The 26,227-nt window shown below is 42.6% G+C and carries 24 protein-coding genes and 1 other RNA gene; 18 read left to right on the forward strand and 7 right to left on the reverse strand.

All coding sequences use genetic code 11. From position 1 onward, the window contains the following. Positions 1 to 104: 104 nt before the first annotated feature. Positions 105 to 680, reverse strand: coding sequence for a hypothetical protein (locus tag N6B01_RS13605; RefSeq protein ID WP_262079261.1), 576 nt, complete (start codon positions 678 to 680; stop codon positions 105 to 107). Positions 681 to 1,299: 619 nt separating this feature from the next. Here N6B01_RS13605 and N6B01_RS13610 point away from each other — a divergent pair. Continuing rightward, a complete protein-coding gene (locus N6B01_RS13610) occupies positions 1,300 to 2,115 on the forward strand; it encodes a MipA/OmpV family protein (protein ID WP_182419789.1) in 816 nt (271 codons plus the stop codon). 93 nt (positions 2,116 to 2,208) lie between these two features. On the opposite strand, the gene N6B01_RS13615 is transcribed toward N6B01_RS13610, so the two are convergent. The 3 genes from N6B01_RS13615 to N6B01_RS13625 form a co-directional block, all read right to left on the reverse strand. Beyond that, entirely contained in the window at positions 2,209 to 2,778 is a 570-nt protein-coding gene (locus N6B01_RS13615; protein ID WP_262079262.1) for an inorganic diphosphatase, read from the reverse strand. A 203-nt stretch (positions 2,779 to 2,981) separates the two neighbouring features. Continuing rightward, positions 2,982 to 3,905 carry an NAD(+) diphosphatase gene (nudC, locus tag N6B01_RS13620; RefSeq protein ID WP_262079263.1) on the reverse strand — a complete coding sequence of 308 codons (924 nt, stop codon included), beginning with the start codon at positions 3,903 to 3,905 and terminating at the stop codon, positions 2,982 to 2,984. 320 nt (positions 3,906 to 4,225) lie between these two features. Next, a complete protein-coding gene (locus tag N6B01_RS13625; protein WP_262079265.1) occupies positions 4,226 to 4,651 on the reverse strand; it encodes an HIT family protein in 426 nt (141 codons plus the stop codon). Positions 4,652 to 4,720: 69 nt separating this feature from the next. Between N6B01_RS13625 and ffs the strand changes: the two genes are divergently transcribed. The 4 genes from ffs (at position 4,721) to N6B01_RS13645 (ending at position 8,954) form a co-directional block, all read left to right on the forward strand. Further along, an RNA gene (ffs, locus tag N6B01_RS13630) (signal recognition particle sRNA small type) lies at positions 4,721 to 4,817 on the forward strand. 164 nt (positions 4,818 to 4,981) lie between these two features. Then, positions 4,982 to 7,135 (forward strand): DNA polymerase III subunit gamma/tau, encoded by a 2,154-nt coding sequence (locus N6B01_RS13635; protein WP_262079266.1) that lies wholly within the window; start codon positions 4,982 to 4,984, stop codon positions 7,133 to 7,135. Positions 7,136 to 7,182: 47 nt separating this feature from the next. Beyond that, the gene (locus N6B01_RS13640) at positions 7,183 to 7,506 is read left to right on the forward strand and encodes a YbaB/EbfC family nucleoid-associated protein (protein ID WP_182418296.1); all 324 of its coding nucleotides are present in this window, start codon (positions 7,183 to 7,185) and stop codon (positions 7,504 to 7,506) included. A gap of 248 nt (positions 7,507 to 7,754) precedes the next feature. Next, positions 7,755 to 8,954: an acetyl-CoA C-acetyltransferase gene (locus N6B01_RS13645; protein WP_262079267.1), complete on the forward strand. Its 1,200-nt coding sequence runs from the start codon at positions 7,755 to 7,757 to the stop codon at positions 8,952 to 8,954. A 29-nt stretch (positions 8,955 to 8,983) separates the two neighbouring features. On the opposite strand, the gene N6B01_RS13650 is transcribed toward N6B01_RS13645, so the two are convergent. Both N6B01_RS13650 and lhgO read right to left on the reverse strand, forming a co-directional pair. Beyond that, the gene (locus N6B01_RS13650; protein WP_262079269.1) at positions 8,984 to 9,736 is read right to left on the reverse strand and encodes a FadR/GntR family transcriptional regulator; all 753 of its coding nucleotides are present in this window, start codon (positions 9,734 to 9,736) and stop codon (positions 8,984 to 8,986) included. 112 nt (positions 9,737 to 9,848) lie between these two features. Further along, complete coding sequence (gene lhgO / locus N6B01_RS13655; RefSeq protein WP_262079271.1) at positions 9,849 to 11,066, reverse strand: L-2-hydroxyglutarate dehydrogenase; 1,218 nt, start codon at positions 11,064 to 11,066, stop codon at positions 9,849 to 9,851. A 354-nt stretch (positions 11,067 to 11,420) separates the two neighbouring features. On the opposite strand from lhgO, the gene N6B01_RS13660 reads away from it, so the two are divergent. From N6B01_RS13660 to N6B01_RS13675, 4 genes are all read left to right on the forward strand, one after another. Further along, positions 11,421 to 12,734: an MFS transporter gene (locus N6B01_RS13660; RefSeq protein ID WP_262079272.1), complete on the forward strand. Its 1,314-nt coding sequence runs from the start codon at positions 11,421 to 11,423 to the stop codon at positions 12,732 to 12,734. A gap of 680 nt (positions 12,735 to 13,414) precedes the next feature. Next, the gene (locus N6B01_RS13665; protein ID WP_262079274.1) at positions 13,415 to 14,236 is read left to right on the forward strand and encodes an RNA ligase family protein; all 822 of its coding nucleotides are present in this window, start codon (positions 13,415 to 13,417) and stop codon (positions 14,234 to 14,236) included. After that, the gene (locus N6B01_RS13670) at positions 14,236 to 15,357 is read left to right on the forward strand and encodes an AAA family ATPase (RefSeq protein ID WP_262079276.1); all 1,122 of its coding nucleotides are present in this window, start codon (positions 14,236 to 14,238) and stop codon (positions 15,355 to 15,357) included. Before N6B01_RS13665 ends, N6B01_RS13670 begins: the two co-directional genes overlap by 1 nt. Before the next feature lie 102 nt (positions 15,358 to 15,459). Beyond that, positions 15,460 to 16,035 (forward strand): HutD/Ves family protein, encoded by a 576-nt coding sequence (locus tag N6B01_RS13675; protein ID WP_262079277.1) that lies wholly within the window; start codon positions 15,460 to 15,462, stop codon positions 16,033 to 16,035. Between the two features lie 17 nt (positions 16,036 to 16,052). On the opposite strand, the gene pcaQ is transcribed toward N6B01_RS13675, so the two are convergent. Beyond that, the gene (gene pcaQ / locus N6B01_RS13680) at positions 16,053 to 16,976 is read right to left on the reverse strand and encodes a pca operon transcription factor PcaQ (RefSeq protein ID WP_262079278.1); all 924 of its coding nucleotides are present in this window, start codon (positions 16,974 to 16,976) and stop codon (positions 16,053 to 16,055) included. A 104-nt stretch (positions 16,977 to 17,080) separates the two neighbouring features. On the opposite strand from pcaQ, the gene pcaD reads away from it, so the two are divergent. From pcaD to N6B01_RS13725, 9 genes are all read left to right on the forward strand, one after another. After that, complete coding sequence (pcaD, locus tag N6B01_RS13685; protein WP_182418303.1) at positions 17,081 to 17,890, forward strand: 3-oxoadipate enol-lactonase; 810 nt, start codon at positions 17,081 to 17,083, stop codon at positions 17,888 to 17,890. Continuing rightward, entirely contained in the window at positions 17,883 to 18,284 is a 402-nt protein-coding gene (pcaC, locus tag N6B01_RS13690) for a 4-carboxymuconolactone decarboxylase (RefSeq protein WP_262079280.1), read from the forward strand. Before pcaD ends, pcaC begins: the two co-directional genes overlap by 8 nt. Further along, positions 18,274 to 19,014: a protocatechuate 3,4-dioxygenase subunit beta gene (gene pcaH, locus N6B01_RS13695; RefSeq protein ID WP_182418305.1), complete on the forward strand. Its 741-nt coding sequence runs from the start codon at positions 18,274 to 18,276 to the stop codon at positions 19,012 to 19,014. The genes pcaC and pcaH overlap by 11 nt, the downstream gene beginning before the upstream one ends. A 1-nt stretch (position 19,015) precedes the next feature. Then, positions 19,016 to 19,642, forward strand: a complete 627-nt coding sequence (gene pcaG, locus N6B01_RS13700) for a protocatechuate 3,4-dioxygenase subunit alpha (protein WP_262079282.1) — start codon at positions 19,016 to 19,018, stop codon at positions 19,640 to 19,642. Between the two features lie 143 nt (positions 19,643 to 19,785). Continuing rightward, complete coding sequence (locus tag N6B01_RS13705; RefSeq protein WP_262079284.1) at positions 19,786 to 20,586, forward strand: shikimate dehydrogenase family protein; 801 nt, start codon at positions 19,786 to 19,788, stop codon at positions 20,584 to 20,586. Between the two features lie 36 nt (positions 20,587 to 20,622). Then, the gene (locus N6B01_RS13710; RefSeq protein WP_262079285.1) at positions 20,623 to 21,447 is read left to right on the forward strand and encodes a sugar phosphate isomerase/epimerase family protein; all 825 of its coding nucleotides are present in this window, start codon (positions 20,623 to 20,625) and stop codon (positions 21,445 to 21,447) included. A 33-nt stretch (positions 21,448 to 21,480) separates the two neighbouring features. Next, positions 21,481 to 22,518, forward strand: a complete 1,038-nt coding sequence (locus N6B01_RS13715; protein WP_262079286.1) for a Gfo/Idh/MocA family protein — start codon at positions 21,481 to 21,483, stop codon at positions 22,516 to 22,518. A gap of 143 nt (positions 22,519 to 22,661) precedes the next feature. Continuing rightward, positions 22,662 to 24,398 (forward strand): FAD-dependent oxidoreductase, encoded by a 1,737-nt coding sequence (locus N6B01_RS13720; protein WP_262079288.1) that lies wholly within the window; start codon positions 22,662 to 22,664, stop codon positions 24,396 to 24,398. A gap of 13 nt (positions 24,399 to 24,411) precedes the next feature. After that, a complete protein-coding gene (locus N6B01_RS13725) occupies positions 24,412 to 26,136 on the forward strand; it encodes an FAD-binding protein (protein ID WP_262079289.1) in 1,725 nt (574 codons plus the stop codon). The last annotated feature ends 91 nt before the right edge of the window (positions 26,137 to 26,227 follow it).

The following is a 26,227-nucleotide window of genomic DNA, read 5'->3' on the forward strand; positions in this document are numbered from 1 at the left end:
AAACTGTTTAGATGAAAAAACATGAAATCTCATTGCACATTATTGAGTGAGATTATTGTGAATATATGTAAATGCATCAAGCTCTAAGTTAGATAATTAAAAATCTATGTTTTTTTTATCGCTCCCTTAATTGCCATATGGATAAGAGTAAAAAGGCTAATGAGGGCAGCAGCATAGATCAGATAAATAGAAATGCCAAAGGTTTGGTTAATGTCAACGCCGTTTTTGGCAAGGCATGAATTAAATGCTGTATCAATACGTTTTGCCATCACGAAGAATATGCCAAATAATGAAGCAAAGCTGCAAACTATGTATGCGAAAATAGTGCTTAAAATTTCGTAGACCGACATGATGATAAAAATAATGCCAAGGAGGATGCTTGCCCACATCATCGAATAGGAGCCAATACGCCACATCTTATATTGGTTCCGAAAAAGAAAACTAACACTGAGCACCAGTGGCAAGGCGACAAAAAGCAGCCAAATAATTGGACCAAATGTTGTTGCCAAAAGTGGGGTGCCGCCCCAAATAGTCAATTCGGGTTGGTTTTTTGGGTAATGATAGGTGGTGAATGCTGAGGCTATTATACAGATGATGACTGCAAAGCTTGCTACATTAAAAAAACGTTGTGATGGATTGTTCTCGGCTTTAAGAGTTTCAAGATCGTTTTTTTCTTGCATTTTCGCCTCCTTTAATATATTTGAACATAATTCAATATTGAACGACGTTCAATATGAAAGAGAAATAAAGCAAATTTATGATATTATAATTTGAAATGTGTTATGGAGTATTTAAAATTTTACATAATAAACAATTGGTTATATTTTTTAAGGAAATTAAGTGATTGTTTTGTGTTAAATGGAATCAAATAGGCGGATTGTTTACTTGGCGCTCGTCACTTGGTAAAAACCACTTATCAGCTACGGATAGAGAGCGTGACTGCATATTAAGTCGAGGCAAGCACTCTAATCTTTTTTTAAATGCTATTGGCAGCAAAATTTAGGAATAAATTTTAACCCTTTGGAAACCATAAAATAGAAGAAAGCATTTTTTGGCTCAAAATATAAAACTTGATTTCATTGTTTAAATCAAATTTTACACTTATTGCCGACAATGATGCTGTTTTCTTTTAAACTTTCAGGTAATATGGTTAATCTTGACCACTGGAAATGTGAAAACAAGGCGGGGTTTATATTGGAGTTTTATAACGTGTTTTTAGGTCATTACATACGAAGCGGCACAAAAAAAATAATTACTGCTGCACTTTTATCAGCCGCATCATTTGCTGCGCTACCCGCTATGGCTGCCGATTATAATAGTGGCAATGGCTATAATAATAATGGCAGTGGCTATAATGATGGCATTGCTATGCCGCAAGAAAAAGCACATTTTTGGTCTGGTAACTGGTCGCTCACCTTAGGCGGTTCTGCTTATAGTGCGCCGAGCTATGAAGGTGATTCTAAAAACGAACTTAAGTTTGCGCCCATTTTTTCGATCGGTCGCACTGGTTCTGAAGCACGCTTTTCTTCACGAAATGATAATCCTTCCTTTGGTCTCATTTCCTCTGGCCCATTTAATGCCGGTATTGTTGGCAAGATTATTTGGCAACGCGATGGTGGCACATCCGACGATCTTAAAGGCATGAAGCGCGTAAAGCTTGGCGGCGAAGCAGGTCTTTTTGCTGAACTTTATCCAGTTGATTGGATGCGCGCCCGTGTTGAAGTGCGCCATGGTATCCGCTCTCACCAAGGTGTTGTTGCCGATATTGCTGTTGATGCTTTCCACGATGTTACGCCAACCGTTCGTGTGTCGGCAGGCCCAAGAATGTTTGTTGCTTCAAAAGATTATTATAAAGCCTTCTATGGTGTTGATGAAATTCGTGCACCATTAACCGGCCTCAAGCCCTATAATCCAAAGGGCGGCATTGGTTCTGTTGGTGCTGGCGGTGCTGTGACTTGGAAAACTACTGATAAGATTACCACCAGTCTTTTTGCTGAATATGATCGCTTAACTGGTCCTTCTGCTGATTCTAGCCTAGTTAAGCAACGCGGCTCTAAAAATCAATTCACCGTTGGTGTATCAGGCAGCTACCGTTTTGACTTCACTCTTGATTAAGAGTTAAACATTAAGGCATAAATAAAGCGCTTGTGTTTGTTGAACACAAGCGCTTTATTTATTTTTGAGGCATGATTACCGCGATTATTAGACTTAATGGGCGGTATTTTTTTCTCTATAGGCATCAATGGCTGTTTTAATCGCTATACGAGCAGCCACCGCATCCTCAAAGCCATTTAACTCGACTTTTTTGCGCCCTTCGGGTAAATTTTTGTAAATGGCGAAAAATTGCTCAAGCCGCAAAACTTCAATTTTTGGCAAGTCTTTAAGGTCTTTTATATTGTCATAGGTTGGATCAATTTTTGATGTTGGTACGGCAACAATTTTATCATCGGCTTCGCCGCCATCAATCATTTTTAATATGCCTATGGGGCGTACTTTAATCGCTGCACCTGGCATAATTGGGCTGCGAGTATAAACAATGACGTCAAGAGGATCGCCATCACCTGCAAGACTGCTTGGCACCGAACCATAATTGGCAGGATAAACCACAGGCATAGATTGGAAGCGGTCAACAAAAATAAGCCCGCTTTCCTTATCAATTTCATATTTTACATTACTGCCTTGCGGTATTTCAATGACGGCGACAAATTCGTCTGGAACCTTGTCACTTTGCGGTAAGCGGTCAAGATGTACTTGTGCAAAAGCAGATAAAGCAGACATAGACAGCAGCGCCCCAATTGCGCAAATACGAAAAATTTTTAACATAATAACCTCGACATTCCAAATACAGTCAAGTGTTATCGTTACGACATTGCAGTTTCATGACAAAACTAGGTGGCGATGGGGCAAGCTTGTTTATATGGAGCTGTTGTGACAACTATTGCAGCGTGATTATTATCATAATAGTCAGATTTTCAGCCTGTTTAGCTTCTTCCTCTCGAAAATTTATTTAACCAACGACGTATGAGATAATTAGCAATAGAGCCTGTAGGAGGAAGACTAAAGTTCTGCGGATGCTCTTCAAGCAGCATGGTCTTCACTTCACTACGGTCAAACCATTGGGCCTGCTCAATTTCGCTATCATCAATTATAATATTATTATCAAGGGCATCAGCAAAACTACCAAGCATTAAGGCTTGGGGAAAAGGCCATGGTTGGCTTGCAATATAGGTGACTTCACCAATTTTAATCTGCACTTCTTCAAATACTTCGCGGCGTACCGCTGCTTCAAATGTTTCACCCTGTTCAATAAACCCTGCAAGACAGGAAAAGCGCTTTTCAGTAAAATTATGATTATGGGCCAAAAGGCATTTATCGCGTCGTGTTACCAACATGATGGCAATAGGATCAACCCGTGGGAAATGCTCCGCTCCGCAACGGCTACAACTGCGACGATTGCCGCCACCACGCATCAAGGTTTCATTGCCGCAGCGCGCACAAAAGCCATTATTATCATGCCAATTTAAAAGCGATGAAGCTTGCGCCAAAGCACCCACCAATGGTGGTGCAATTTTTGTATCAGTATAAAGGCTGCGTAAATTACTGGCAGTAAACGGCTCGGTTAAATCATCAATCTTGATATTACTATGGGCCGCGAGAATCGAACGGCCACGATATTGCCCGAGATAAACGGCACTTTTCCAATTGGGATCAAATTGCTGGACTTCGCCAAGAGTAAGTAATGGCGTATCTTCCTTTTGTACAGCAAGACCATTTATAAACAATATTACTAAGCTTTCGTCAGATTTTAGTGCAAGCTCCACACAATCGTCGCTGCGCTTTTCGCTATCGCGGATAATTGGATTGCCAGTAAAAGCAATATTTGACAAAGAAATTGGTGCTGGCATATCATTCCCCCGAAAACTGCAATATCACAAATAAAAGAATGCCTTGACGTTTACAGGCCAACTTGAAAAAGCCTACTTGGTCCGAAGCAAAGATGAACAGATTTTACAGAGCAAAGCATCTTGTGTTCGCTCGTTCTATTCTACATATGGCAGCATTTAAAAATTTCATCAGCAAAGATAAAAATTTTAAAATGACCGATATTTAAATGCTATTAAATAGGTTAGTCGTTTTTTCGGCTATAGATTAACATCTTGTAAATTATATTTAAAATCATATAATCTTTGCTTCTCAAAGCTATGCTGCAACTTTATTTTCTTTTTTAATTAAGCACATCTTTGCCTAAAGCATGTTTGATTTTATCCATTACAGTAAAGGCAGCCTCATCATCATAAGCTATTTTTCCTGCAACGCCCCAAACTGGTCCTGGCCAATTTACATCATTTTCATGGCGGGCAATAATATGAATATGCAATTGGCGCACAATATTGCCAAGCGCACCGGTGTTGATTTTTGCATCGGGGAAAATATTATGCAAGGCTTGCGATACACTCATCATCTCAGCAAATATCGCGCTTTGGCTGGTTTGATCTAGCATGTGTAATTCAACCACATTAGCGATTCTTGGAATAAGAACTAACCAAAGCCAACGGCTATCATCAAGCAGGCGTAAATCACAAATTTTTAAGGAACATATTAGTTTTGTGTCGTTTTCTAAGCGTTTATCAAGGGAAAATTGGCTATTCATTGTATTTTCTTACCATTTTTTAAAAATCAATACTTGCTTTTTGCGCCCAAATTGACGATATGACAAGTGGGAAGCTGGTGGTGGACGAACCACTCGCCAATCGGGTCAGGTCCGGAAGGAAGCAGCCCTAACGAATCTGGGTCGGGTCACCGTGCCAGTTTCCCACCTTTGTAAGGTTTGCAGCAAATCAAATATTCTTTAGGATATCGATATTTCAGCTGTGTAAAGCGCATTTTTTTTGCAAATAAATAAATTGCAAAGCTGTTGGCAAAATGCCATAAATCTAGAAATATTTTAGCCAACCTTTTTTCAGATATTTGGATTGATAGCATGGACAATAATACGGCAGAACAAGCTTATCGCGTTCTTGCCCGCAAATATCGTCCGCAAGATTTTTCTGATCTTATCGGTCAAGAGCCGATGGTGCGCACCCTAACCAATGCCTTTGAGGCGGGGCGCATTGCGCAAGCATGGATGCTGACTGGTGTACGCGGTGTGGGTAAAACTACTACAGCTCGTATTTTGGCGCGCGCTCTTAATTATAAGACTGATACTATCGACCGCCCAACCATTGACCTATCAGTGATGGGTGAACATTGCCAAGCGATTATGGAAGGGCGCCATGTCGATGTGGTAGAAATGGATGCTGCTTCCCATACCGGTATTGATGATATTCGTGAAATTATTGAGCAAGTGCGTTATCGCCCTGTTTCAGCACGCTATAAAGTCTATATCATCGATGAGGTGCATATGCTTTCAACGCAGGCCTTTAATGGTCTGCTTAAAACATTGGAAGAACCGCCACCCCATGTGAAGTTTATTTTTGCAACCACCGAAATTCGTAAAGTTCCAATTACAGTATTAAGTCGGTGTCAGCGCTTTGATTTGCGCCGCATTGATTCTGCTACCTTGACGCAGCATTTGCAAAAAATTTCGAGTGCCGAGAATATCACTGTTGATAGTGAAGCTTTGGCGATGATTGCGCGCGCTGGTGAGGGATCGGTGCGAGATGCCTTGTCTATTTTGGATCAAGCTATTGCTCACGGTGCTGGCAGTGTTCATATTGAAGCGGTTCGCTCAATGCTTGGCCTTGCCGACCGCGCTCGTATTATCGATTTATTCGAGCTTATTATGAGCGGTAATATTGCCAGTGCTTTGCAAGAATTTAAAGGCCAATATGATGCCGGTGCTGATCCGGTAGTGATTTTAACCGAGCTTGCGGACTTTAATCACTTGGTAACCCGCTTGCGCTTTACCCCGCAATTGATTGATGATGTATCGCTTTCCGAAGAAGAGCGCCGCCGCGGTGCAGATTTTGCAAGCAAGCTTTCTATCCGCACTTTGTCACGTAATTGGCAAATGTTGCTAAAAGGCATTAGCGAAGCTGATAATGCGCCGCGCCCATTGCAAGCGGCAGAAATGCTGCTTATTCGGCTGGCTCATGCTGCCGATTTGCCAACAATTGATGAAGCTTTAAAAGCTATTACTGACGGTAAAACCCCTGATATTGCATTGAGCCAAATGGCTGTCGCCATGCAAAAGGCAGCGCCCCAACAACTAGCTGCACCACAAAGCGCAAATGTAATAAGTCTAAATGGGCAAAACAAAATTGAGCAAAATCCTGCTCTGCAATCCTTACCAGTTGTTGATAATGCTGCAAATGTAGTCATAGAGGCAACCACTCAATTAGATAATACTGGCTTAGATAATAAAAATCATGAGCAAGCACCAGTGGATAAGCAATCGGCTTTAATCCCACAAGTAGAAGACAAGGTTGAAGAAAAGACGCAAGTTGCTAACGCAGTGAAAGATGAAGGCGTTGCACCGCTTTCCACCGTTGATGAAGTAGACAGCTCTTTATCAATTGAAGCAACCGCGCCTTTAAGCGACAAGCAACAAGCTGAAAGTCAAGCGGTTGAGGTTGACGTTTTACAGCAAGCTGAAAATCAACAACCTGAAAGTCAAAAGCCTGAAAATCAACAAATTGAAAGTAAAGCGCAGGGCGAAGATGAAGCCTCTATTGATGGGCAAGTAAAAAGCGAAAAAAAAAAGCCTGAAATTAAACGCTTTAATGATTTAATCACGCTTGCTGATGAAAATCGCGATCTGCATTTTAAATTTTATTTAAAAGAATATGTTCGCCCAATAACCGTCAAGCAAGGCGTGTTGGAATATGTACCAACCGATGATGCACCACGTAATCTCTCAACCATTATTACCAAGACTTTATTGGAATGGACGGGAGAGCGTTGGGCGGTAACCGCCTTGCGTGATGGTGGTGGCATGACAATTGCCGAAGCCGAACAAGCTCATCGCGATGAGCTTTTATCAGATGCCGAGGCTGATCCCGATGTTGGTCGGATTTTATCACATTTTCCCGGTGCAAAAATTGTTGATGTGCGTTTAAATAATATCGATCCGGAAGATGAAAGCGATGACGATATTGATTTAAGCGATGAGCATGCCGATATGGAAGAAGAATAAGCTTTAGCGTTAAGCTATGGTTCGTTGATTATTTTAAGGAGTTATTGATGCGCGATATGATGGGCATGATGAAAAAGGCCAAAGAAATGCAGGCCAAAATGCAAGAAATGCAAGATGAAATGGCCAATATGGAAGTAACCGCCACATCTGGCGGTGGCATGGTCAGTGTCACATTATCTGGGCAAGGGCTGATTAAGGGCATTAAAATAGATCCTTCACTTAATAAGCCTGAAGATACCGAAATTTTGGAAGATCTGATCATGGCTGCCCACAATGAAGCCAAAGGCAAGATCGAAGCTGCAATGGCGCAAAAAACTCAAGAAATGACTGCAGGTCTGCCAATTCCTCCAGGTTTTAAATTGCCATTTTGATTTTTCAATCAAATAATTTTTACAAAGCCCATCTATTGCTAAGCAATTGGTGGGCTTTTTTTATAATAAAGGCAGTTGTTTGTGCAGAGCATAAAAAATGCCATTGATTGAATGGGCCGATGATGGCACAGTTGATGGAGTAGGAAAAAAGCGTTTTCAATTTGTACTTTAGGGTTCAGTGAAGGGATCAATCACCGGCATTATAGCTCTATGGTAATCATTATCGTTTTTTTTAGAAAAGAGTGTTTATGTCTCAGTTTCAAACTTCTTTGCTTAGTTCATCTGTCGTCATTGCATCGGCTGCACGCACGCCGGTGGGGTCATTTAATGGAGCTTTGTCGTCTCTGCCTGCCCATGAATTAGGAAAGGTGGTGATTGAAGCTGTGTTGGAGCGTGCCAACATTACTGCTGAGGCAGTTGATGAAGTTATCCTTGGGCAAGTTTTAACCACTCTTGGGGGGCAAAATCCCGCACGTCAAGCGGCGCTTTTGGCGGGACTTAGACAAGAAAGTACAGCTTTTGGCATTAATCAGCTTTGTGGCTCGGGGCTGCGCGCCATTATTCTTGGCATGCAACAAATTGTAACAGGGGCGGCTGATATTATCATTGCTGGCGGTCAAGAATCTATGTCGCAAGCGCCTCATGCAGCCTATTTACGCCAAGGTATAAAAATGGGCGATGGTTCTTTTGTTGATACAATGATTTATGATGGCTTGCGTGACGCTTTCCACAATTATCATATGGGCATTACTGCAGAAAATATTGCTCGGAAATTGAATATTAGTCGTGAAGAGCAAGATCAATTTGCACTCCACTCCCAACATAAGGCAGAAGCTGCCCAAAAGGCTGGACGCTTTGACGCGGAAATCGCACCCGTTGTGATTAAGGGGCGTAAGGGCGATATAGTTGTTAGCAAGGACGAATATATTCGTCAGGGAGCAGTAATTGAACAATTGCAAAGATTGCGTCCCGTTTTTGATAAAGAGGGCAGTGTAACTGCCGGCAATGCATCTGGCATTAATGACGGCGCAGCAGCGGTTTTATTGATGAGTGCTAATGAGGCGCAGCGCCGTAATATCGAGCCGCTTGCTCGCATTGTGTCATGGGCAAGCGTTGGGGTCGATCCAGCGATTATGGGCATGGGACCAATTCCAGCCACCCAAAAAGCTTTACAGCGTGCTGGTTGGACAATTAATGATCTTGATTTGATCGAGGCGAATGAGGCTTTTGCAGTGCAAGCTTTGAGTGTATGCCGCGGTCTTAATTTTGACCACTCTAAGGTTAATGTTAATGGCGGTGCGATTGCGCTTGGCCACCCAATTGGTGCATCTGGCGCACGTATATTAACTAGCTTATTGTTTGAAATGCAGCGACGCGATGCCAAAAAAGGCTTAGCCACTTTGTGTATTGGCGGCGGTATGGGCATTGCTTTATGTGTTGAGCGTTAAATAATTATTTTGGCGCAATGATCACTATTTTAAAAAATTGATAGGCGGATAGATGAGCGTTGTAAATGCTTTTTCATCGCTTTCATTGCAGCACTACTATCACTTTCAATAATCGCCTTAACTATGGCATCATGTTCGCCCTCAGCTGCTATAAAAGTGCCTTTGACTTTGCTGGCATTATCATGGGCAAGGTATAAGAATTGTGTAAAAAGTGGATAGAGATTTTCAATGACCGATGAAAAAAGTGGATTTTTACTGGCTGTTGCAATGGCTGTATGAAAACGCATATCGGCTTGTGTGCGCTCATGAAGTATATCGCCAGCATTTTTCATAATGGCAATTTCTTTTTCTAAGGCTGCAATATCGCTTTCATTGCGCCTTAATGCGGCAAGCCCAGCAATTTCAGGCTCTATAATCCGTCTTAGTTCCATAATATTGGTAGGAGAAATGGAAGGCTGCAAAGACGAAGCCAATATATCAATTGTGGTTTTTTGCTCGACAACAAAAGCTCCGCGCCCTTGTTGGGTCTCTATATTGCCAGTTTGTTTAAGGCGGGCAATTGCTTCGCGGATGACAGATCTACTCACTTTAAACGCTGCAGATAGCTGCTGTTCGGTTGGTAGTTGATCGCCGGGGCGCAGACTTCCCGTGGCAATGCGTTCCAGTAATACATCGCAAATCTGCCCTGCCAAACTTTGTTTGCGTTTGACAGGAGCAATATCAAGGCCATTGGTTGTTGGCTGGTTTTCTTGCGTCAATGATATGTTATTTTTCTTTGCCATTGCCTATGCTCCCATGCCATAGAAACATACACTATCTGAAAAAAATAATTCAATGAAAGAATTCAAAGGTCTTATTTCATTGATCGCTTTTGCACCATTTATTGTAATTTTTCTAAATTTCAGATCCCATATTCTCGTTTTGATCATTAATGAGAGAGAGAATATGGCGACCAATGGGCAGTGATGCGGTAGCAGCCGGCGATGGCGCATTGCAAATATGGATACTGCGCGCCGTCTGCTTGATAAGAAAATCATGCACAAGGTCGCCATTGGCCAAAACTGCTTGCGCACGAATGCCACAAGGATAGGGTTGCAGATCAGAAAGTTTTAAGCTTGGGCAATATTTTTGGCATAATTTTAAATATTGGCTACGCATAAAGGCGCTTTTTAATTCAGATATTGCTGATTTGCGATTCTTCCACACCACATGCCAAAGCCCCGAAAAGCCAATCATGGTGGCAAAATCTTTAAGGCTAAAGCCAAAGCGGCTATATTTTTCGCGTGCCAAGGCAAGACAGGCATTGGGACCAACAGTTATAGATCCGTCAATCATGCGGGTTAAATGCACACCCAAAAACGGTAGATCAGGGTCAGGAACAGGATAAATTAAATGCTGGGTGATATTGTTGCAAGAAGCTGGCAGCCGGTAATAATCGCCGCGAAAGGGAACAATTTGAAAGTCAACATCAAGGTCGGCCATTTTAGCGAGCCGGTCAGCTTGTAATCCAGCACATACAATCAATTTTTTGCAACAAATTTCAAGCTTATCGGTGGTAACGGTGACATTTTCAGTGGTTTCTTTAATGTCAATACATTGATTGGCAAAGGCAATCTTACCACCAAGGCGGGTAATTTCCTTAACCATGGCTCTTGACATGCCCGGATAATCAACAATACCGGTATCTTTAACCAATAGGCCACCAAGTCCAGTAATATGGGGTTCACGCTCGCGCAATGCCGCGCCGTCAAGCCTTTCTAAATCAAGACCATTTTGCTCGGCGCGCTTTTCCAAGGCATCAAGGCGCTCTAGCTCTAAAGGCGAAGTTGCAACGATTAGTTTGCCGCATTGATCATAGGCAACATTGTGAGTTTTGCAAAATTCAATGGTATCAGCAAGTCCCTCGCGGCAAAATTTAGCTTTCATACTGCCCGGCGCATAATAAACACCAGCATGGATGACACCGCTATTATGGCCGGTTTGATGAAAAGCGGGCGTTGCCTCTTTCTCAATAACAATCAATGATGCATTTGGCTTTGTTTGCAAAAGTTGCATGGCTGTTGATAGGCCAACAATGCCGGCGCCAATAATACAAAAATCAAAATTTTCCAAAATATCCTCCCAATACCGCCCATAATCTTTATATTTTTGTGATGTCAAAAACAAAAATGCCCAAAGGTGATTTTCGTTATAAATCGAAATGCTGATCTATCTTAATGCAAATTATCGAACTTGCATGTTATCAGACAACATGATAACTAGTCAAATAATTCTTTGCATCAGCGTTGAGAATGTTTTCAATAAAATTATTGTAATATACTGTTTTTACATGGCTATTTTTTCTCATTGAGGGTGAGTTAAACAATATGCAATGTGCTGATGCAATATTGGTTTAAATTTTTTTTGTAAGTTTTACGACAAATTTTAAACAAAGCACATAGTGGAGTGTTAGGAGGAGGAAGTAATATGGGTGCAATAAATCAGCCCGAAACAGCGCATGAAGAGCGCAAACGTATTCGCAAAGTTGCAGTTGCAACTATTGTTGGCTCAATGTTGGAATGGTATGATTTTTATCTTTATGCGACCATGGCATCAATTGTTTTTGGCCGTATCTTTTTTGATAATACTGATCCCAAAACAGCAACATTGAAAGCCTTTGCCACTTTTGCCATTGGTTTTATAGCCCGCCCATTTGGTGGCATTTTCTTTGGTTATCTTGGTGATCGTTATGGACGTAAGAAAATGCTCATGGTGACTTTTTGTCTTATGGGTGTTTGTACGGCATTAATTGGTGTTATCCCCGGTTATGAAGTTATTGGTATTTGGGGCGCGGTTTTTCTTGTTATTATACGTATCTTCCAAGGTTTGGGCGCAGGTGCAGAACTTGCCGCTGCCGCTGTCACATCTTATGAACATGCAAATAGCAAAAGGCGCGGTCGTCAAGGTGCTTGGCCGGCCTTGGGATTAAATCTTGGCTTGTTACTATCTTCAGCGACTGTTTATCTGTTGACTATCAATGGTGATGAATTCTTATTGTCTGGTGGTTGGCGTATTCCGTTTCTTTTGTCGATTGCTTTAGTGTTTGTTGGTTTGTGGGTGCGCAAAAGCTTGCCTGAAACACCTGATTTTGTGAAGCTAGAGCAAACCAAAAAGGAGAATAAAACGGCAATCCTAGATGTTTTCAAGTATAATTTTAAAGGTTTGCTCGTGGTGTTCGCCATTGCTATCGGTTACAATGCTTTGAGTTATATTTTCAAAACATTTTCCCTTGCTTATTTAACCCAATTTCAAGATGTTAGTGCGTCTGTCACCTCGTTATCGGTAACGATTGCCAGTTTTGTCGCAATCTTTGCAGTACCAGCACTTGGTTGGTTATGTGACCGTTGGAGCTCTAAAAAAGTGCTTATAATGGGTGGTGTGCTTTCGGTATTTTTCGCCTATCCATTTATGGCTCTTTTGCAAACGGGGCAAGCGCATTTAATTTATCTCGCTCTTGCTATAGCAACCGGTATTTTGGCGCCAATGATGTTTGCACCGCAGGGATCGTTTTTAAGTCGGCAATTTCCCGTAAATACCAGATCCACAGGCTTTGGCATGGGGCGTGAAATTGGTACGGCGATTGCTGGTGGTTTAGCACCCTTATTAGCATTGGGGTTAGTTACGGCTTCGCCCACTAATTCGGTAACAGGGGTTATAGTAATATTGGTAATCTCTGCAATTATCGTTGTTGTTGCTGCCTTGTTTGACCAAGGTGGGCGCTATTCAGGCGATAAGAACTAAAGCATTTTCAGCAAAAGTTGTATTGACTTTTGCGTTCGAAGAAATTGAAAAACGACAATTTAGCGCGCTGCCGTTTTTTTAATCAATATTCGTGTTGCAAATGCGCTAATTAACTTAAAATATTTATATTAAAGCTTAGCCCTATTTATTTGCGGCTAAGCTTTGTTTTTATTTTATCATTTAAATATATAAATCTTTATTGTTGATTTTTGCAAATAATTATGCTAGCCGTTTGCCATCAAAGGAACGGGATAATGTAATAGATATTTTTTTGCCACATAATTAATAATAAAGAAAAGAAATCAGCTTTGATTTCTCAATGAATTATTGTTGGCACATTTCTCACAAATTATGAATATTGGTTGTCAAAGAATGTGATCTTTGTCAGGAACCTTTTTGCTTGAGTTTTATGCAAACATGCATGAGACAATGGTAAATTGTGTTTTTGGTAAAAATCAGTTTATTGAAGACAGATTAACTTCCCTTAAATATTGGGGCGATTAGGCACTTGCCATCATGCTTGGCAAGGATTGGTTTATTGCGTCTTTATGCGCGTAACTGATGGTGCTTTTGCTTGTCTTTATAATAGTTTTCTTTGCGCAACTCTTAGAGCATTTTTAACTAAGGCCGTTTTCACGCTTTTAGTTAGCAATACTCTGTGTTTAAAAGAGTTATCTATTATGTCTCATTTATTCAATTCTATCCGCAAATATCCCTCGACACCGCATCTTGATGGATCAGGCTTGCAAAAAGGTGATAAACAAGCGGATATTATACCATTTTCGGCGCTTTTGGGGCGCAATGTGGTTTATGAAGAAAAATTGGATGGTGCGAATACCGGCTTTGGTTTTCATGATGATGCAACGCTTTTTGGTCAAAGCCGTGGGCATTATCTGGATTTAGCAAAGCGCGGTGGCCGTGAACGACACTTCAACCGCTTCAAGGATTTATTGCTTGCAATAGAAGACGCGCTTTTTGATCGTTTGGCTGGCCGTTATATTGTCTATGGTGAGTGGCTTTTTGCAGCTCATACTTTGTATTATGACCGTTTGCCGCATTATTTTCATGAATTTGATGTGTTTGATACGCAAAACCAAGTCTTTCTTGATACGCCCTCGCGCCATCAATTATTACAGGATTTGCCATTTTGCCATGTGCCGGTTTTATATCAAGGGCCAGCTCTAAGTCTTGACCATCTTAAAAGCTTTATCCAACCATCGCTTTATCGCAGTTTAAATTGGCAAGACCATTTGGTTGCAACCCTAAAACGCGAGGGGCTTGATGAGGCACGCAATATGTCGCGTTTTGAAGCCAGTGAATTGTCGGAAGGTATTTACGGCAAGGTGGAAGAAAATGGCATTGTCACCATGCGCTTTAAGTTTGTGCGACCAAATTTTGTGCAAACGATCATTGACAATAATAGCCATTGGCATTCGCGGCCGATTGTACCAAACGGCCTCATTAAGAGTGATACATTTTATCAGATGAAAGGAGATGAGTGATGAAATCTTGGCTTAAAAGCATTTTTGATGGCGATATCCAATTAGCAAAAGCCATATTTCCCTTTGCTGATCTTCTTGCCAATTGCCCTCATGATCCAGTCTATCATGGTGAAGGCGATGTTTGGATTCATACGCAAATGGTGGTTGATTGTATGATTAATCATCAAGGTTTTCAAAAAAGCGATAAAGAGCAGCAAATCATTTTGCTGCTTGCTGCTTTTTTGCATGACCTTGCCAAACCGCGCACAACGGTTGAATTGTGGGATCCGATTGAAAAACGCATCCGCGTTAGCCAGCCGGGGCATGCTCTTAAAGGCGCGCATCGGGTGCTTGATCTTTTATGGCATAATGGCGTTGCTTGGCCAATTATTGAAAAGGTCTATTGGTTGATTGCTTGGCATCAAAAGCCGTTCCATATTTGGAAAAGCGATAGGATGAAGCGTCAAGCTATTGAGTTTTCATGGATTTATGATTGGCGGCCGCTGCTTATTTTAGCAGAGGCTGATAATCTTGGTCGCATTTCGCCACAGGTCGAACAAACCGCATTTGAGCTTGAACTTTTGCGGCAATTTTTGAACGAAGAATCCATGCTTCATGCGCCATATCCTTTTGCTAATGAAGAAAGTCGGATTTCATATTTTGAAAAGCCTGACCGCTATGAGGGCTATCAAGAATATGAAAAGCCAACGGCAACAGCTCATATATTAAGTGGTTTGCCGGGGGCGGGCAAAGACACATATATTGGCAAGCATTTGCAAGAATTGCCAGTCCTATCGCTTGATGCTATCAGGGAAGAAATGGGAATTCTTCCAACGAAAAATCAAGGGAGAGTGGTGCAAGCAGCGCTTGAGCAAGCAAGGGAATATTTGCGGCGTGAACAAAGCTTTGTTTGGAATGCTGTTCATATTAGTGAGCTTAATCGCGGCCGCGCCATCAAGCTTTGCCGCGACTATGGTTTCCGTGTTGAAATTCATGGGCTTGTGACCAATAGTGTTCAGCTTTATAGCCAAAACAAAAAGCGTGAAGCTAGGGTGCCAGAAAACATCATTGCGGGTCTTGCTGCCAAATGGGAGCCGGCAACATTGCTTGAGGCGCATCACGTCCATTGGATCGTTACGTGATTGACCATAATAGCCGAGCGTTTTTAAAAAATGCTCGGCTATTTAATTGAGTTTTGCAGCAAATATTATATGCTTGTTAAAAATCTTATTATTGGGTGTCAAATGAAGCACATTAAAGCAAGTGATTATAAAGTAATGCCATGGAAAAATGGCGGTGGTGAAACCCGTGAAGTGGCATTCGGCAATAATGAAAAAAGTACCCAACAAGCTCCAGATTGGCGGGTGAGCATTGCTACCATTTCAAAGTCTGGCCCATTTTCCACCTTTTTTGATATTGATCGCACCATTGCTTTAATAAAAGGCGATGACGTTGTTCTAACCATTGATGATACGGAAAAGGTTGTCCTTAATCAAAATGGCGATTGTTATTCATTTAAAGGCGAAGCCAAGGTTTATGCAGAGGTTAGCGGCGGCGCATCGACTGATCTTAATATTATGACCAATCGTCATTACTTCCAGCATCATATGCAGCGTTTAAGCCAGCCTTTACCATCACTTAATGCGGCTCAAATTATCAAAATATTTCTTATAGCAACCGCTGCCACAGATTTAAGCATTGGTGAAAAATTAGTAGCTTTAGGCGAGTTAGATACGCTTATTTGGGATGGTGGCGATGTGCTTGATAATTTGCCACAAAATGCCAATGTCATTGCCATATTTGTTATGAACAAGGCCTAAAATATCGGCTCAAAATTCTATCTGCCAAAACTTAATGCAACGCGCCTTACTTCATTCATAAAAAATTCAACGGCAGGGGATATCGCCCCTTCCGCTCTCAAGGTCATGCCAACTGGCCCCAAGGTTGATGAGGTATCAATCGGCAAAGCGGCTAATGCACCGCTCGCAATATCTTCTAAAACAACGCCTTCCGATATCACCCAAACCGTATCACTTGCCCGCACATATGAACGGCTAAAGGCAGTTGAAACTGTCTCGGTAATGATGTTAAGGCGCGGTAAATTGGCAATCAAAATTAATTTATCCACCGCAGGGCGAATAATTGATTGCTCGGATGGCATGATGAAATCATATTGGGCAATTTTAGCTATATCAAAAGTTTTAAGGGCTAAAAGTGGGTGATCGGGGCGCACCGCAAAGCATATTTTTTCTGAATAAAGATGCTCGAAATGTAAACCCATCATTTCGGTAGGTTCCCCCATGCGGCCAAGGACAATATCTACCTTACCTTCGCGCAAGTCGCGGATAAGATAGCCATTAGAGCCAGTTACAATCACCGGCTTACCCCCAAGTTTCTTGGTGTTGTAGCGCAAAATTGCCCTTGGTAATAGCCGCGCTGATACGGTTGGCAAAGCCCCAATTTTTAAAGGAAGTGCATTGCGTTCTTTAGCTTCTTGTATTTCTTCAATACCTTGGTTTAACGCCAGCATCGAATTTTCAATATGGGTTAAAAAACGCTTGCCAATTGGGGTTAGCCGCAAAGTGCGGTGGCTACGGTCAAATAATTCGGCATTTAATATGGTTTCCAGCTCTTTAATGGTTTTAGATACGCCGGGCTGGGTAATGGCTAGCACATTAGCCGCACCGCTAATACTTTTTTGCCGTGCAACTTCTTGAAATGTTTTTAAATGACGAAGCCGAATAAGATCACTGGGTAGCATTTTATCACCGCGTTTAAATAACCTATAAGTTATATTTCTTGTATAATTTATCATTTTACATAATCTGTCAATTCATTTAGAACAATTATTAGGAGGACAGACCAATGCAATTTACCATCGCCAATGATATAGTCATGCATTACCAAACTGCTGGTCGTCAAGACGGCCAGCGCCTTGTCTTTATCAATTCGTTGGGAACAGATTTTCGTATTTGGAATGATGTTATTGCAGGTCTTGAAAAAGATTATGCTTGTCTTTGCTATGATAAACGCGGGCATGGTCTGACAGATCTTGGTTTAGTTTTGCAAGATGACAGTTACTCGATTGATCTTTTAACTGATGATTTGCATGCTTTGTTGCAAAATATTGGTTGGGATAGCGATATAACGCTTATCGGCCTATCGGTCGGTGGTCTTATTGCTCAAAATTATGCCTATCGTTTTAAGGATAAGGTTAGCCGTTTGGTGCTTATGGATACGGCGGCAAAAATTGGTACTGAGCAATCTTGGAATGAGCGGATCACTACCATAAAGGCGCATAGTATTGCAGCTATTGGCGAACAAATCATGGCGCGCTGGTTAACCGATGATTTTAAGAATAATCAGCAAGCTGCCTATCAAGCCTATCGCAATATGTTGGAGCGTACACCAAAAGTCGCCTATTGCGCGACCTGCGTGGCTTTGCGCGATAGCGATTTACGTGAGCAAACGGCTAAATTATCGCTTCCTGCTCTTGTTATTGCTGGTGCACAAGATGGTTCGACACCGCCAGAATTGGTGAAAGAAACCGCACGATTGATTAAGGGCGCGCGGTTTGAACTTATTGACGCATGTGGTCATTTGCCCTGTATCGAACAACCGCAAGCAACAATAGAATTATTAAAAAGTTTTCTTTCGGAGGAAGTCCATGGGTGATAATGAGCATAGTGAACGCTATCAAAATGGCTTGAAAACACGTCGGCTTGTGCTTGGCAATGCTCATGTTGATAAAGCTTTGGCAAGTGCCACACCGTTTGATGACGCTTTTCAAACCTTTATTACTGAAGGCGCATGGGGAAGCCTTTGGTCGCGCGATCATTTTTCTAAGCGCGAGCGTTCAATCGTGACGCTTGCCTTGCTTGCCGCTCTTGGCCATGAAGAAGAATTTGCCATGCATGTGCGGGCAACGCGCAATACGGGTGCAAGTCCTGAAGATATTCTTGAAGCTTTAATGCATGTTGCAGTTTATGCCGGCGTTCCTGCCGCCAATAGCGCTATAAAAATCGCTAAAAAAGAATTGCAGGAAGTGGAGGAACATAATGACGAATAATTTTTTTGAACGGGGTGGAAATTATTTTCAACGCGATAGAGAATGGCACCCAGCCGCCTATACGCCAGATTATAAAACCAGTATTTTGCGCTCGCCGCGTAATGCACTTTTATCCTTGCCTGCCACCATATCTGAAATAACAGGCCCAGTTTTTGGTCATGATATATTGGGGCAATATGATAATGACCTTATTCGCAATTACGCCAAGGATGGCGATCCAATTGGTCAACGTATTGTAGTCTATGGTCGCATTTTGGATGAAAATGGCAAGCCGCTGCCCAATACTTTGCTTGAATTTTGGCAGGCAAATGCTGGCGGACGTTATCGTCATAAAAAAGAAACTTATCTTGCTGCAATTGATCCCAATTTCGGTGGGTGTGGGCGTACCATTACCGATGAAGAGGGACGTTATATGTTTCGCACCATTAAACCTGGTGCTTACCCTTGGCCAAATGGCGTTAATGATTGGCGCCCCGCACATATCCACTTTTCGCTATTTGGCCATGCCTTTGCTCAACGTCTTATCACCCAAATGTATTTTGAAGGTGATCCGATGATTTGGCAGTGCCCGATTGTTAAGACAATTCCTGATCCCGCGGCTATTGATCGGCTTATTGCAGCTCTTGACCGTAGTGCCACTATTCCAATGGATAGCCTTGCCTACAAGTTTGATATTGTCTTGCGTGGACGACGTTCAACCATGTTTGAAAACCGTATGGAGGGCAATTAAAATGGCACAAGAATTAAACTATTTAAAAGAAAGCCCTTCGCAAACGGTTGGCCCTTATATCCATATTGGTGCAACGCCTAATTATGTTGGTATTCATGGCGTTTATCCTGAAGATTTAGGCAATAAAATGATTAATGCGCACACCAAAGGCGAGCGTATTATTATCGAAGGACAAGTTTTTGACGGGGGCGGCGAGCTTATCAAAGATGCTTTAATCGAGATCTGGCAAGCCGATGCGGATGGTCTTTATAATTCGGTTAATGAAACGCGTGGCGTAGCTGATAGCAATTTTACTGGTTGGGGGCGTCAGCCAGCATCAAGCGACGCAGCTTTCTTCCAATTTGAGACCATCCGCCCGGGTTCGACGCCCTATCCTGATGGGCGCAACCAAGCGCCGCATATTACCTTTTGGATTGGTGCGCGCGGTATTAATATGGCGCTCCATACCCGTGCTTATTTTTCTGATATGAGCGAGCAAAACGAGCAAGATCCGCTCTTAAACCGTATTGATGCCAAAAAACGCCGTGAAACATTAATTGCGCAAAAATCGATGCGTGATGGCGTGCCTGTTTTTACCTTTAATATTATTGTTCAAGGTGAAGGCGAAACTGTGTTTCTAGATATGTAAAATCTTGCCCTTGCAAATTCTAAGTAACCGTAAATTTTAAGTTTTTTCAAGACTTGAATTTTGTAAGGGCAAAAATAAACGGGAGATGAGGCGCTTAAGCCTTTTGGGTAGATTTTTGCCCTTATCAAAATTGGGAGGTTTTGATGACAAAATTAGATGGATCAACACGGCTTTATTTTGTGGTTGGTGATCCAATAGCACAAGTACAAGCACCAGTTGGCGTCACCGCAGCTTTGCAAGATTTGGGGCTTAATGCGGTTTGCGTTCCAACCAATGTTGCAAGTCAAGATATAGCGACATTTTTTAATTCTGCCAAAACGATTAAAAATCTTGATGGTATTTTAGTCACCATTCCTCATAAAATTTCAGGTTCGCAATTTTGCGACCATTTAAGCGATAGGTCGAAATTTTTACGTGCGGTTAATGTTGTGCGTAAAGATGGAAACGGTCTTTCAGGCGATATGGTTGATGGTCTTGGCTATATTGCTGCTTTAAATGCCAAGGGTTGTGAGTTTGTGGGTAAGCGCGTTTTATTATGCGGCTTGGGCGGTGCAGGTAGTGCTATTGCTCATGCCCTTGTTACCAATGGCGTTGGCGAACTTGCAATTTTTGACATGGATGAAAACCGTCAAAATGATAATATTGCACGTTTAAATGCCTTGGGGCTTTGCCGTGTTGTGAAAGGTAGCCGCGATGTGAGCGGTTTTGATGGCGCCATTAATGCAAGCCCAGCGGGCATGCGTGATGATGATCCGCTACCCTTTGATGTAACAACCCTTAGCGCTCATACTTGGGCTGGCGATGTGATTGCAAAACCAGTTGAAACAGCTTGGATTATTGAGGCTAAAAAACGTGGTTCAACCACGGTGCTTGGGGTTGATATGTTTGCCAAGGTGCGTGATCTTGTCGTCAATTTCCTATTGGCAAAAGATACAAACGCGTAAATTGAAAATGCATTGCTCATTTAAGGATGCAATAAAATGCCCCATTATTTTTCGCTTGCTTTTCTAACTGTTGGTAATATTTCACCGGTTGAAACCATTAAAATTGCGGCTCAATACGGTTATAAAGCGGTTGGCTTGCGTATGTTGCCTGCCGCACCAACCGAGCCTGCCTATCCATTATTAACTGACAAGCAATTGCTAAATGATACAAAACAAGCATTGTTTGATTATGATATGGCAGTGGGCGATGTTGAAATCATTCGCCTTAAGGACAAAACCAATATTGCTGATTTTAAACCCTTTATTGAGCGCGCTTATGAATTAGGGGCAAAAAATATTTTGGTTGCTGGCGATGATTTTGATGTCGCACGCCTTAGCGATAATTTTGCCCAATTTTGTCAGCTTGCTGCAACTGCCAATCTTACCGCAGACCTTGAATTTATGCCATGGACCGCGGTTAAATCTTTAAACGAGGCTCGTCATATTGTTGAAAAGGCGGGCGAAAAAAATGGCGGAGTGCTGATTGATGCCTTGCATTTTGACCGCAGCACGTCAACCCTTGATGATGTGGTAGCGCTTCCCCCATCAATGATTCATTATGTGCAATTATGTGATGGGCCAGTGCCTTATGGTAAAAGTGATGAAGAGCTAATTGCCATTGCAAGGGGCGCACGGCTTATGCCCGGCGATGGTGGCATTGATCTACCAGCCTTGATGCAGGTTGTGCCGCAAAATACCCCAATTAGCATCGAAGTTGCTAGCCATGAAATTATCAATGCTTTTGGCGTTGAAAACTGCGCGCGTATGGCGATTGAATCGGCACGCAAGATTTTAGACCTTGCACAGCGAGACTATGTCTAAAACGCGTCTTTGGGAGGCATAAGGGAGAGAGAAATGGGAAGTAAAATTCGCGTTGCAGTTATGGGCGCAGGTCTTATTGGCAAACGCCATGTCACTATTATTGCACAAGATAAAAATGTTGAATTATCGGCAATTATTGATCCTGTTGATGCTGCAAAAGATTATGCGATAAGCCTTAATGTACCATGGTATCCTGATATTAAGACCATGCTATTAAGTGACCGCCCTGATGGCATTATTATTGCAACCCCTAATCAATTTCATGTCGCCAATGGGCTTGAAGCAATAGCCGCCAAAATTCCAGTTTTAATGGAAAAGCCGATTGCAGATAATGTCGATGAGGGCTTAAAGCTCGTTGAAGCGGCAGAAAAAAATAATGTACCGCTTATGGTTGGCCATCACCGCCGCCATAATCCCATGCTGCAAACGGCTAAAAATATTATTGAATCTGGTAAGTTAGGGCAAGTCCTCGCTGCTCATTGCATGTTTTGGATTTTAAAGCCTGATGATTATTTTAACGCGCAATGGCGGCAGATAAAAGGGGCAGGGCCAGTTTTTGTCAATATGATCCATGATATTGATTGTTTGCGTTATCTTTTTGGCGATGTCAAAACCGTGCAAGCGGTCGAAACAAAGCAAATTCGTGGTTTTGAAAATGAAGAAAGCTGCGGTACATTATTGCATTTTAAAAATGGTACTATTGTCACCCTTTCCATTTCTGATGCGATTAGCGCACCTTGGAGCTGGGAACTTACCGCACGTGAAAATCCTGACTTTCCCCCACGTGAGCAAAATAGCTATTATATTGGTGGCACCCATGGTTCTCTTGCACTGCCAAGCCTTGAATTATGGAGTTATACCAATGAGCGCACTTGGCTTAAACCAATTGATAAAAGCGACAATGACCGCCCATTGATTGATCCATTCATTTTGCAATTAGAAAATTTCCGCGAGGTTATTTTGAAAAAAGCGCAACCTTTGGTGTCTGGGCGTGAGGGATTGGAAACTTTGCGGGTTACTTTTGCGGTTAAACAAGCAGCACAAAGCGGCCAAACCATTCATCTTGAGTAGAGCACGTCTGTTTATTGTTCAAGCAACATCGTGCTTTAAATTCTTCAATTTGACGCATTATCCGTACGCTAAAGTTGACCCAACTTTAGTTGGAAATGCTCAAGTTATTAGTTTTTGCAGATCAGCAGAAAAGAGCAGTTATAATGCAACACCATCCTTCTAGCGATATGGAACAGATAGAATGTGACCTACTGGTTATCGGTTCTGGCGCTGGTGGTTTATCAGCAGCAGTTACCGCCGCTTATCACGGACTTGATGTCTTGGTGGTGGAGAAAGACCGGTATTTTGGTGGTACTACGGCTTTTTCTGGTGGGTGGCTATGGATACCACAAACATCGCATGCCAAAAAAGCTGGTATTATTGAGGGTGATGATGCGCCACGGCTTTATTTGAAAAATATTATGGGCAACCGTTATGATGATGTGATGGTGGATACTTATTTGAAAAAAGCACCTGAAATGGTGGATTTTTTTGAAACAAAAACCGATGTTGCTTTTAATGGCGGCAATGCCGTTCCTGATTTTCATGGCAAGGTGGATGGCGCGGTGATTGGCGGTCGCTCGGTGGTTGCAGCACCTTTTGATGGTCGAAAATTAGGAGATCTTCTTTATAAATTGCGCAAACCCATTCCGCAAATGACGCTTATGGGCATGGCCATCGCATCAGGCGCAGATATGCGGGCATTTTTAACGGCTTTGCGGTCAATATCGTCCTTTAGCCATGTAACAAAGCGGCTTATGCGGCATTTTTATGATTTGGCGTTTTATCGTCGTTCAACGCAAATTGTTAATGGCAATGCGCTAGTGGCACGTTTGTTAAAGTCGGCGCAGCATTATAATGTCAGGCTTTTATCCGACACTCCAGCTTTATCCTTGATAAAAAATAATGATGATATTTGTGGCGCTATTATTGCGCACAATGGTGTCAAAAAACAAGTCTTTGCCAAATATGGCACGGTGCTCGCAACTGGAGGCTTCCCTCACGACCAATTAAGAAAGAAACGGCTTTTTGACCATGTGCAAAATGGCTCGCCGCATGAAAGTGCCGCACCTTTAAGCGTTGATGGTGATGGCTTAAAAATAGCTGAAAATATTGGTGCCTTGGTTGATGAAACATTGATATCATCAGGTGCTTGGGCGCCAGTGTCCTTAGTACCTAACCGGCAAGGTGGCTTTAACCGTTTTCCCCATTTAGTGGAGCGTGGTAAGCCAGGGCTTATTGCCGTGCGGCAAGATGGTAAGCGTTTTGTTGCAGAGGATATATCCTATCATGATTTTATGGTCGGGCTACTCAATGCAACCGCGAAGGGCGAGCCGGTAAAAGCTTGGCTGCTTGCTGACCAAAGGTTTATCCGCCGTTACGGGCTTGGTGCGGTCAAGCCTTTTCCGGTGCCTTTTTCTAAATGGCTTAAAAATGGCTATTTAAAACGCGCTAATAGTTTGGCAGAACTTGCCCAAAAATGCGGTATTGATGAAGGTGCCTTACAAGCAACCATTGCCAATTATAACCGCGACGCCGAGCAGGGCATAGATAATGAATTTCACCGTGGCACAACGCCTTACCAATTGGCGCAAGGCGATAAAGATCATTTACCCAATCCCTGTATTGCGCCCATAGTGAAAGCTCCATTTTTTGCGGTTGAAATTACTGCTGGCAGTTTGGGAACTTTTGCTGGGCTTATTTGTGACGATAAAGCGCGGGTACTTGATGGGCATGGTGAGCCAATTAATGGGCTATTTGCAGCAGGAAATGATATGAATAGCATTTTTGCCGGAACTTATCCAAGCGGCGGCATAACCCTTGGGCCTGCAATGACTTTTGGTTACATTATTGGTGAAAATGTTGCCGTTGCGCGAAATAGAGTACAAGATAAGGCATAGGGGAGGATTAAACATGTCAGGGAGTAAGCCAAATGCGCCTTTATCTCAAAATACTATTGAGGAAGTAGATGTTTTGATTTTTGGTGCTGGTGCTGGCGGCATGAGTGCAGCATTAATTGCTAAGCTTGAAGGGCTTGAGGTTTTGCTATGCGAAAAAACCACACAAGTTGGCGGCATTACTGCAACATCAGGCGGTACAACATGGGTACCGGGTACTAGTCTAAGTGTTGCAGCTGGTGTCGCTGATAGCGCCAAAGACGCTGAAAAATTTTTAAAAGCCATTATTGGTAATCGCGGCGGTGAAGCTAAGCGGTTAGCTTTCTTGCGCTCTGGCGCAAGCGCAATTGACGATTTTACCCAAAAGACCGAAGTGCAATTTGTGGCTTCCAAAGCCCATCCTGATTATCTTGATGGTGACGGCGCAGCCTTTGGCGGCAGGGCGTTATCGCCTTTGCCGTTTGATGGCCGCTTGCTTGGCAAGGATTTTGAGCGGGTGCGACCACCGCGCCCTGAATTTATGGGACTTGGCGGCATGATGGTGGGCCGCGATGAATTGGACATCATCTTAAATCGCTTTAAAAGCCTTGCCAATTTAAAAACAACTTTAAAAATTGTTAGTCGCTATTTTAAGGATCGTTTGCGTTTTTCACGCGGGACTCGCGTATTAATGGGCAATGCGCTGGTTGCACGGCTATTTTTTAGCCTAAAACAGCAAGGCTGCATGCCAGAATTTGAGCATAGCCTTAAAGAACTTATACAAGAAAACGGCCGCATCATTGGTGCTAAAGTCGCAACGCCAAACGGCATACGCATTATTCATGCGCGCAAAGGCGTTGTTTTGGCAACAGGTGGCATTGCTAATAATAAGGAATTGCGCCAATCGCTTTATCCTGAGGGGACAAGGGAGCAGTGCCTTGCACCTTTAAGCAATAATGGTGATGGTGTTGACAATGCGATTAAAATTGGCGCGCGGCTTGATGATGGTTGCGATAGCCCTGCTTTATGGATGCCATGTTCATCTTATAAAAAGCCAAATGGTGAAATGGCGGTTTGGCCGCATATTATTTTAGATCGCGCTAAGCCTGGGCTTTTGGCTGTAAACCAAAAGGGCGAGCGGTTTGTAAATGAATCCAATAGCTATCATGATTTTTGTATGGGGGCGTTGCAACGAAACAAAATGGTGCCAACCATACCAGCCTATTTGATTGTTGATGATGCCTTTATCCACCAATATGGTTTGGGGCTTGTTTTACCAGGTGGTGTTGGTCTTAATCGACTTATCCAATCGGGTTACATCATTAAGGCCGATACATTGGAGGCTTTGGCGCAAAAAATCAATGTCGATCCTCAAGGGCTCATCAATACCGTAAAGCAATATGATGAGGATGCATTAACCGGCGTCGATCAAGCTTTTGGGCGTGGAAGCAGTGTTATGAACCGCTTTAACGGCGATAAGGACAATAAGCCAAATCCGTGTATGCGCGTTTTAGGTAAAGGGCCATTTTATGCGGTGAGCGTTCGCCCCTATGATCTTGCTAGCAGTGGCGGCATAGATTGCGATGAATTTGGCCGCGTCGTCGATAATGATCAAAAGCCGATAGAAGGGCTTTTTGCTTGCGGCAATGATGCAACCTCAATATTTCGTGGCACCTATCCAGGCCCTGGCACAACCCTTGGACCAGCGATGGTTTTTGGGTGGCGCATTGGCAAATATCTCGCCGGTTTACTTAAAGACTAAAGTCAGTTTTATGGCCGGCTTATCGTGATAAGTCGCTTTAATTTATACAAACCAAAAAAGAATTTATATAACCCAAGAAAGGTCAATTATT

It is taken from the genome of Bartonella sp. HY406 (genome assembly GCF_025449315.1).
GTDB lineage: Bacteria > Pseudomonadota > Alphaproteobacteria > Rhizobiales > Rhizobiaceae > HY038.

What these genes read in the sequence shown, in the direction of transcription:
- N6B01_RS13605 (WP_262079261.1), bottom strand. Translation starts at nt 680, where the DNA reads ATGCAAGAAAAAAACGATCTTGAAACTCTTAAAGCCGAGAACAATCCA.
- N6B01_RS13610 (WP_182419789.1), top strand. Translation starts at nt 1,300, where the DNA reads ATGGCTGCCGATTATAATAGTGGCAATGGCTATAATAATAATGGCAGT.
- N6B01_RS13615 (WP_262079262.1), bottom strand. Translation starts at nt 2,778, where the DNA reads ATGTCTGCTTTATCTGCTTTTGCACAAGTACATCTTGACCGCTTACCG.
- nudC (WP_262079263.1), bottom strand. Translation starts at nt 3,905, where the DNA reads ATGCCAGCACCAATTTCTTTGTCAAATATTGCTTTTACTGGCAATCCA.
- N6B01_RS13625 (WP_262079265.1), bottom strand. Translation starts at nt 4,651, where the DNA reads ATGAATAGCCAATTTTCCCTTGATAAACGCTTAGAAAACGACACAAAA.
- N6B01_RS13635 (WP_262079266.1), top strand. Translation starts at nt 4,982, where the DNA reads ATGGACAATAATACGGCAGAACAAGCTTATCGCGTTCTTGCCCGCAAA.
- N6B01_RS13640 (WP_182418296.1), top strand. Translation starts at nt 7,183, where the DNA reads ATGCGCGATATGATGGGCATGATGAAAAAGGCCAAAGAAATGCAGGCC.
- N6B01_RS13645 (WP_262079267.1), top strand. Translation starts at nt 7,755, where the DNA reads ATGTCTCAGTTTCAAACTTCTTTGCTTAGTTCATCTGTCGTCATTGCA.
- N6B01_RS13650 (WP_262079269.1), bottom strand. Translation starts at nt 9,736, where the DNA reads ATGGCAAAGAAAAATAACATATCATTGACGCAAGAAAACCAGCCAACA.
- N6B01_RS13660 (WP_262079272.1), top strand. Translation starts at nt 11,421, where the DNA reads ATGGGTGCAATAAATCAGCCCGAAACAGCGCATGAAGAGCGCAAACGT.
- N6B01_RS13665 (WP_262079274.1), top strand. Translation starts at nt 13,415, where the DNA reads ATGTCTCATTTATTCAATTCTATCCGCAAATATCCCTCGACACCGCAT.
- N6B01_RS13670 (WP_262079276.1), top strand. Translation starts at nt 14,236, where the DNA reads ATGAAATCTTGGCTTAAAAGCATTTTTGATGGCGATATCCAATTAGCA.
- N6B01_RS13675 (WP_262079277.1), top strand. Translation starts at nt 15,460, where the DNA reads ATGAAGCACATTAAAGCAAGTGATTATAAAGTAATGCCATGGAAAAAT.
- pcaQ (WP_262079278.1), bottom strand. Translation starts at nt 16,976, where the DNA reads ATGCTACCCAGTGATCTTATTCGGCTTCGTCATTTAAAAACATTTCAA.
- pcaD (WP_182418303.1), top strand. Translation starts at nt 17,081, where the DNA reads ATGCAATTTACCATCGCCAATGATATAGTCATGCATTACCAAACTGCT.
- pcaC (WP_262079280.1), top strand. Translation starts at nt 17,883, where the DNA reads ATGGGTGATAATGAGCATAGTGAACGCTATCAAAATGGCTTGAAAACA.
- pcaH (WP_182418305.1), top strand. Translation starts at nt 18,274, where the DNA reads ATGACGAATAATTTTTTTGAACGGGGTGGAAATTATTTTCAACGCGAT.
- pcaG (WP_262079282.1), top strand. Translation starts at nt 19,016, where the DNA reads ATGGCACAAGAATTAAACTATTTAAAAGAAAGCCCTTCGCAAACGGTT.
- N6B01_RS13705 (WP_262079284.1), top strand. Translation starts at nt 19,786, where the DNA reads ATGACAAAATTAGATGGATCAACACGGCTTTATTTTGTGGTTGGTGAT.
- N6B01_RS13710 (WP_262079285.1), top strand. Translation starts at nt 20,623, where the DNA reads ATGCCCCATTATTTTTCGCTTGCTTTTCTAACTGTTGGTAATATTTCA.
- N6B01_RS13715 (WP_262079286.1), top strand. Translation starts at nt 21,481, where the DNA reads ATGGGAAGTAAAATTCGCGTTGCAGTTATGGGCGCAGGTCTTATTGGC.
- N6B01_RS13720 (WP_262079288.1), top strand. Translation starts at nt 22,662, where the DNA reads ATGCAACACCATCCTTCTAGCGATATGGAACAGATAGAATGTGACCTA.
- N6B01_RS13725 (WP_262079289.1), top strand. Translation starts at nt 24,412, where the DNA reads ATGTCAGGGAGTAAGCCAAATGCGCCTTTATCTCAAAATACTATTGAG.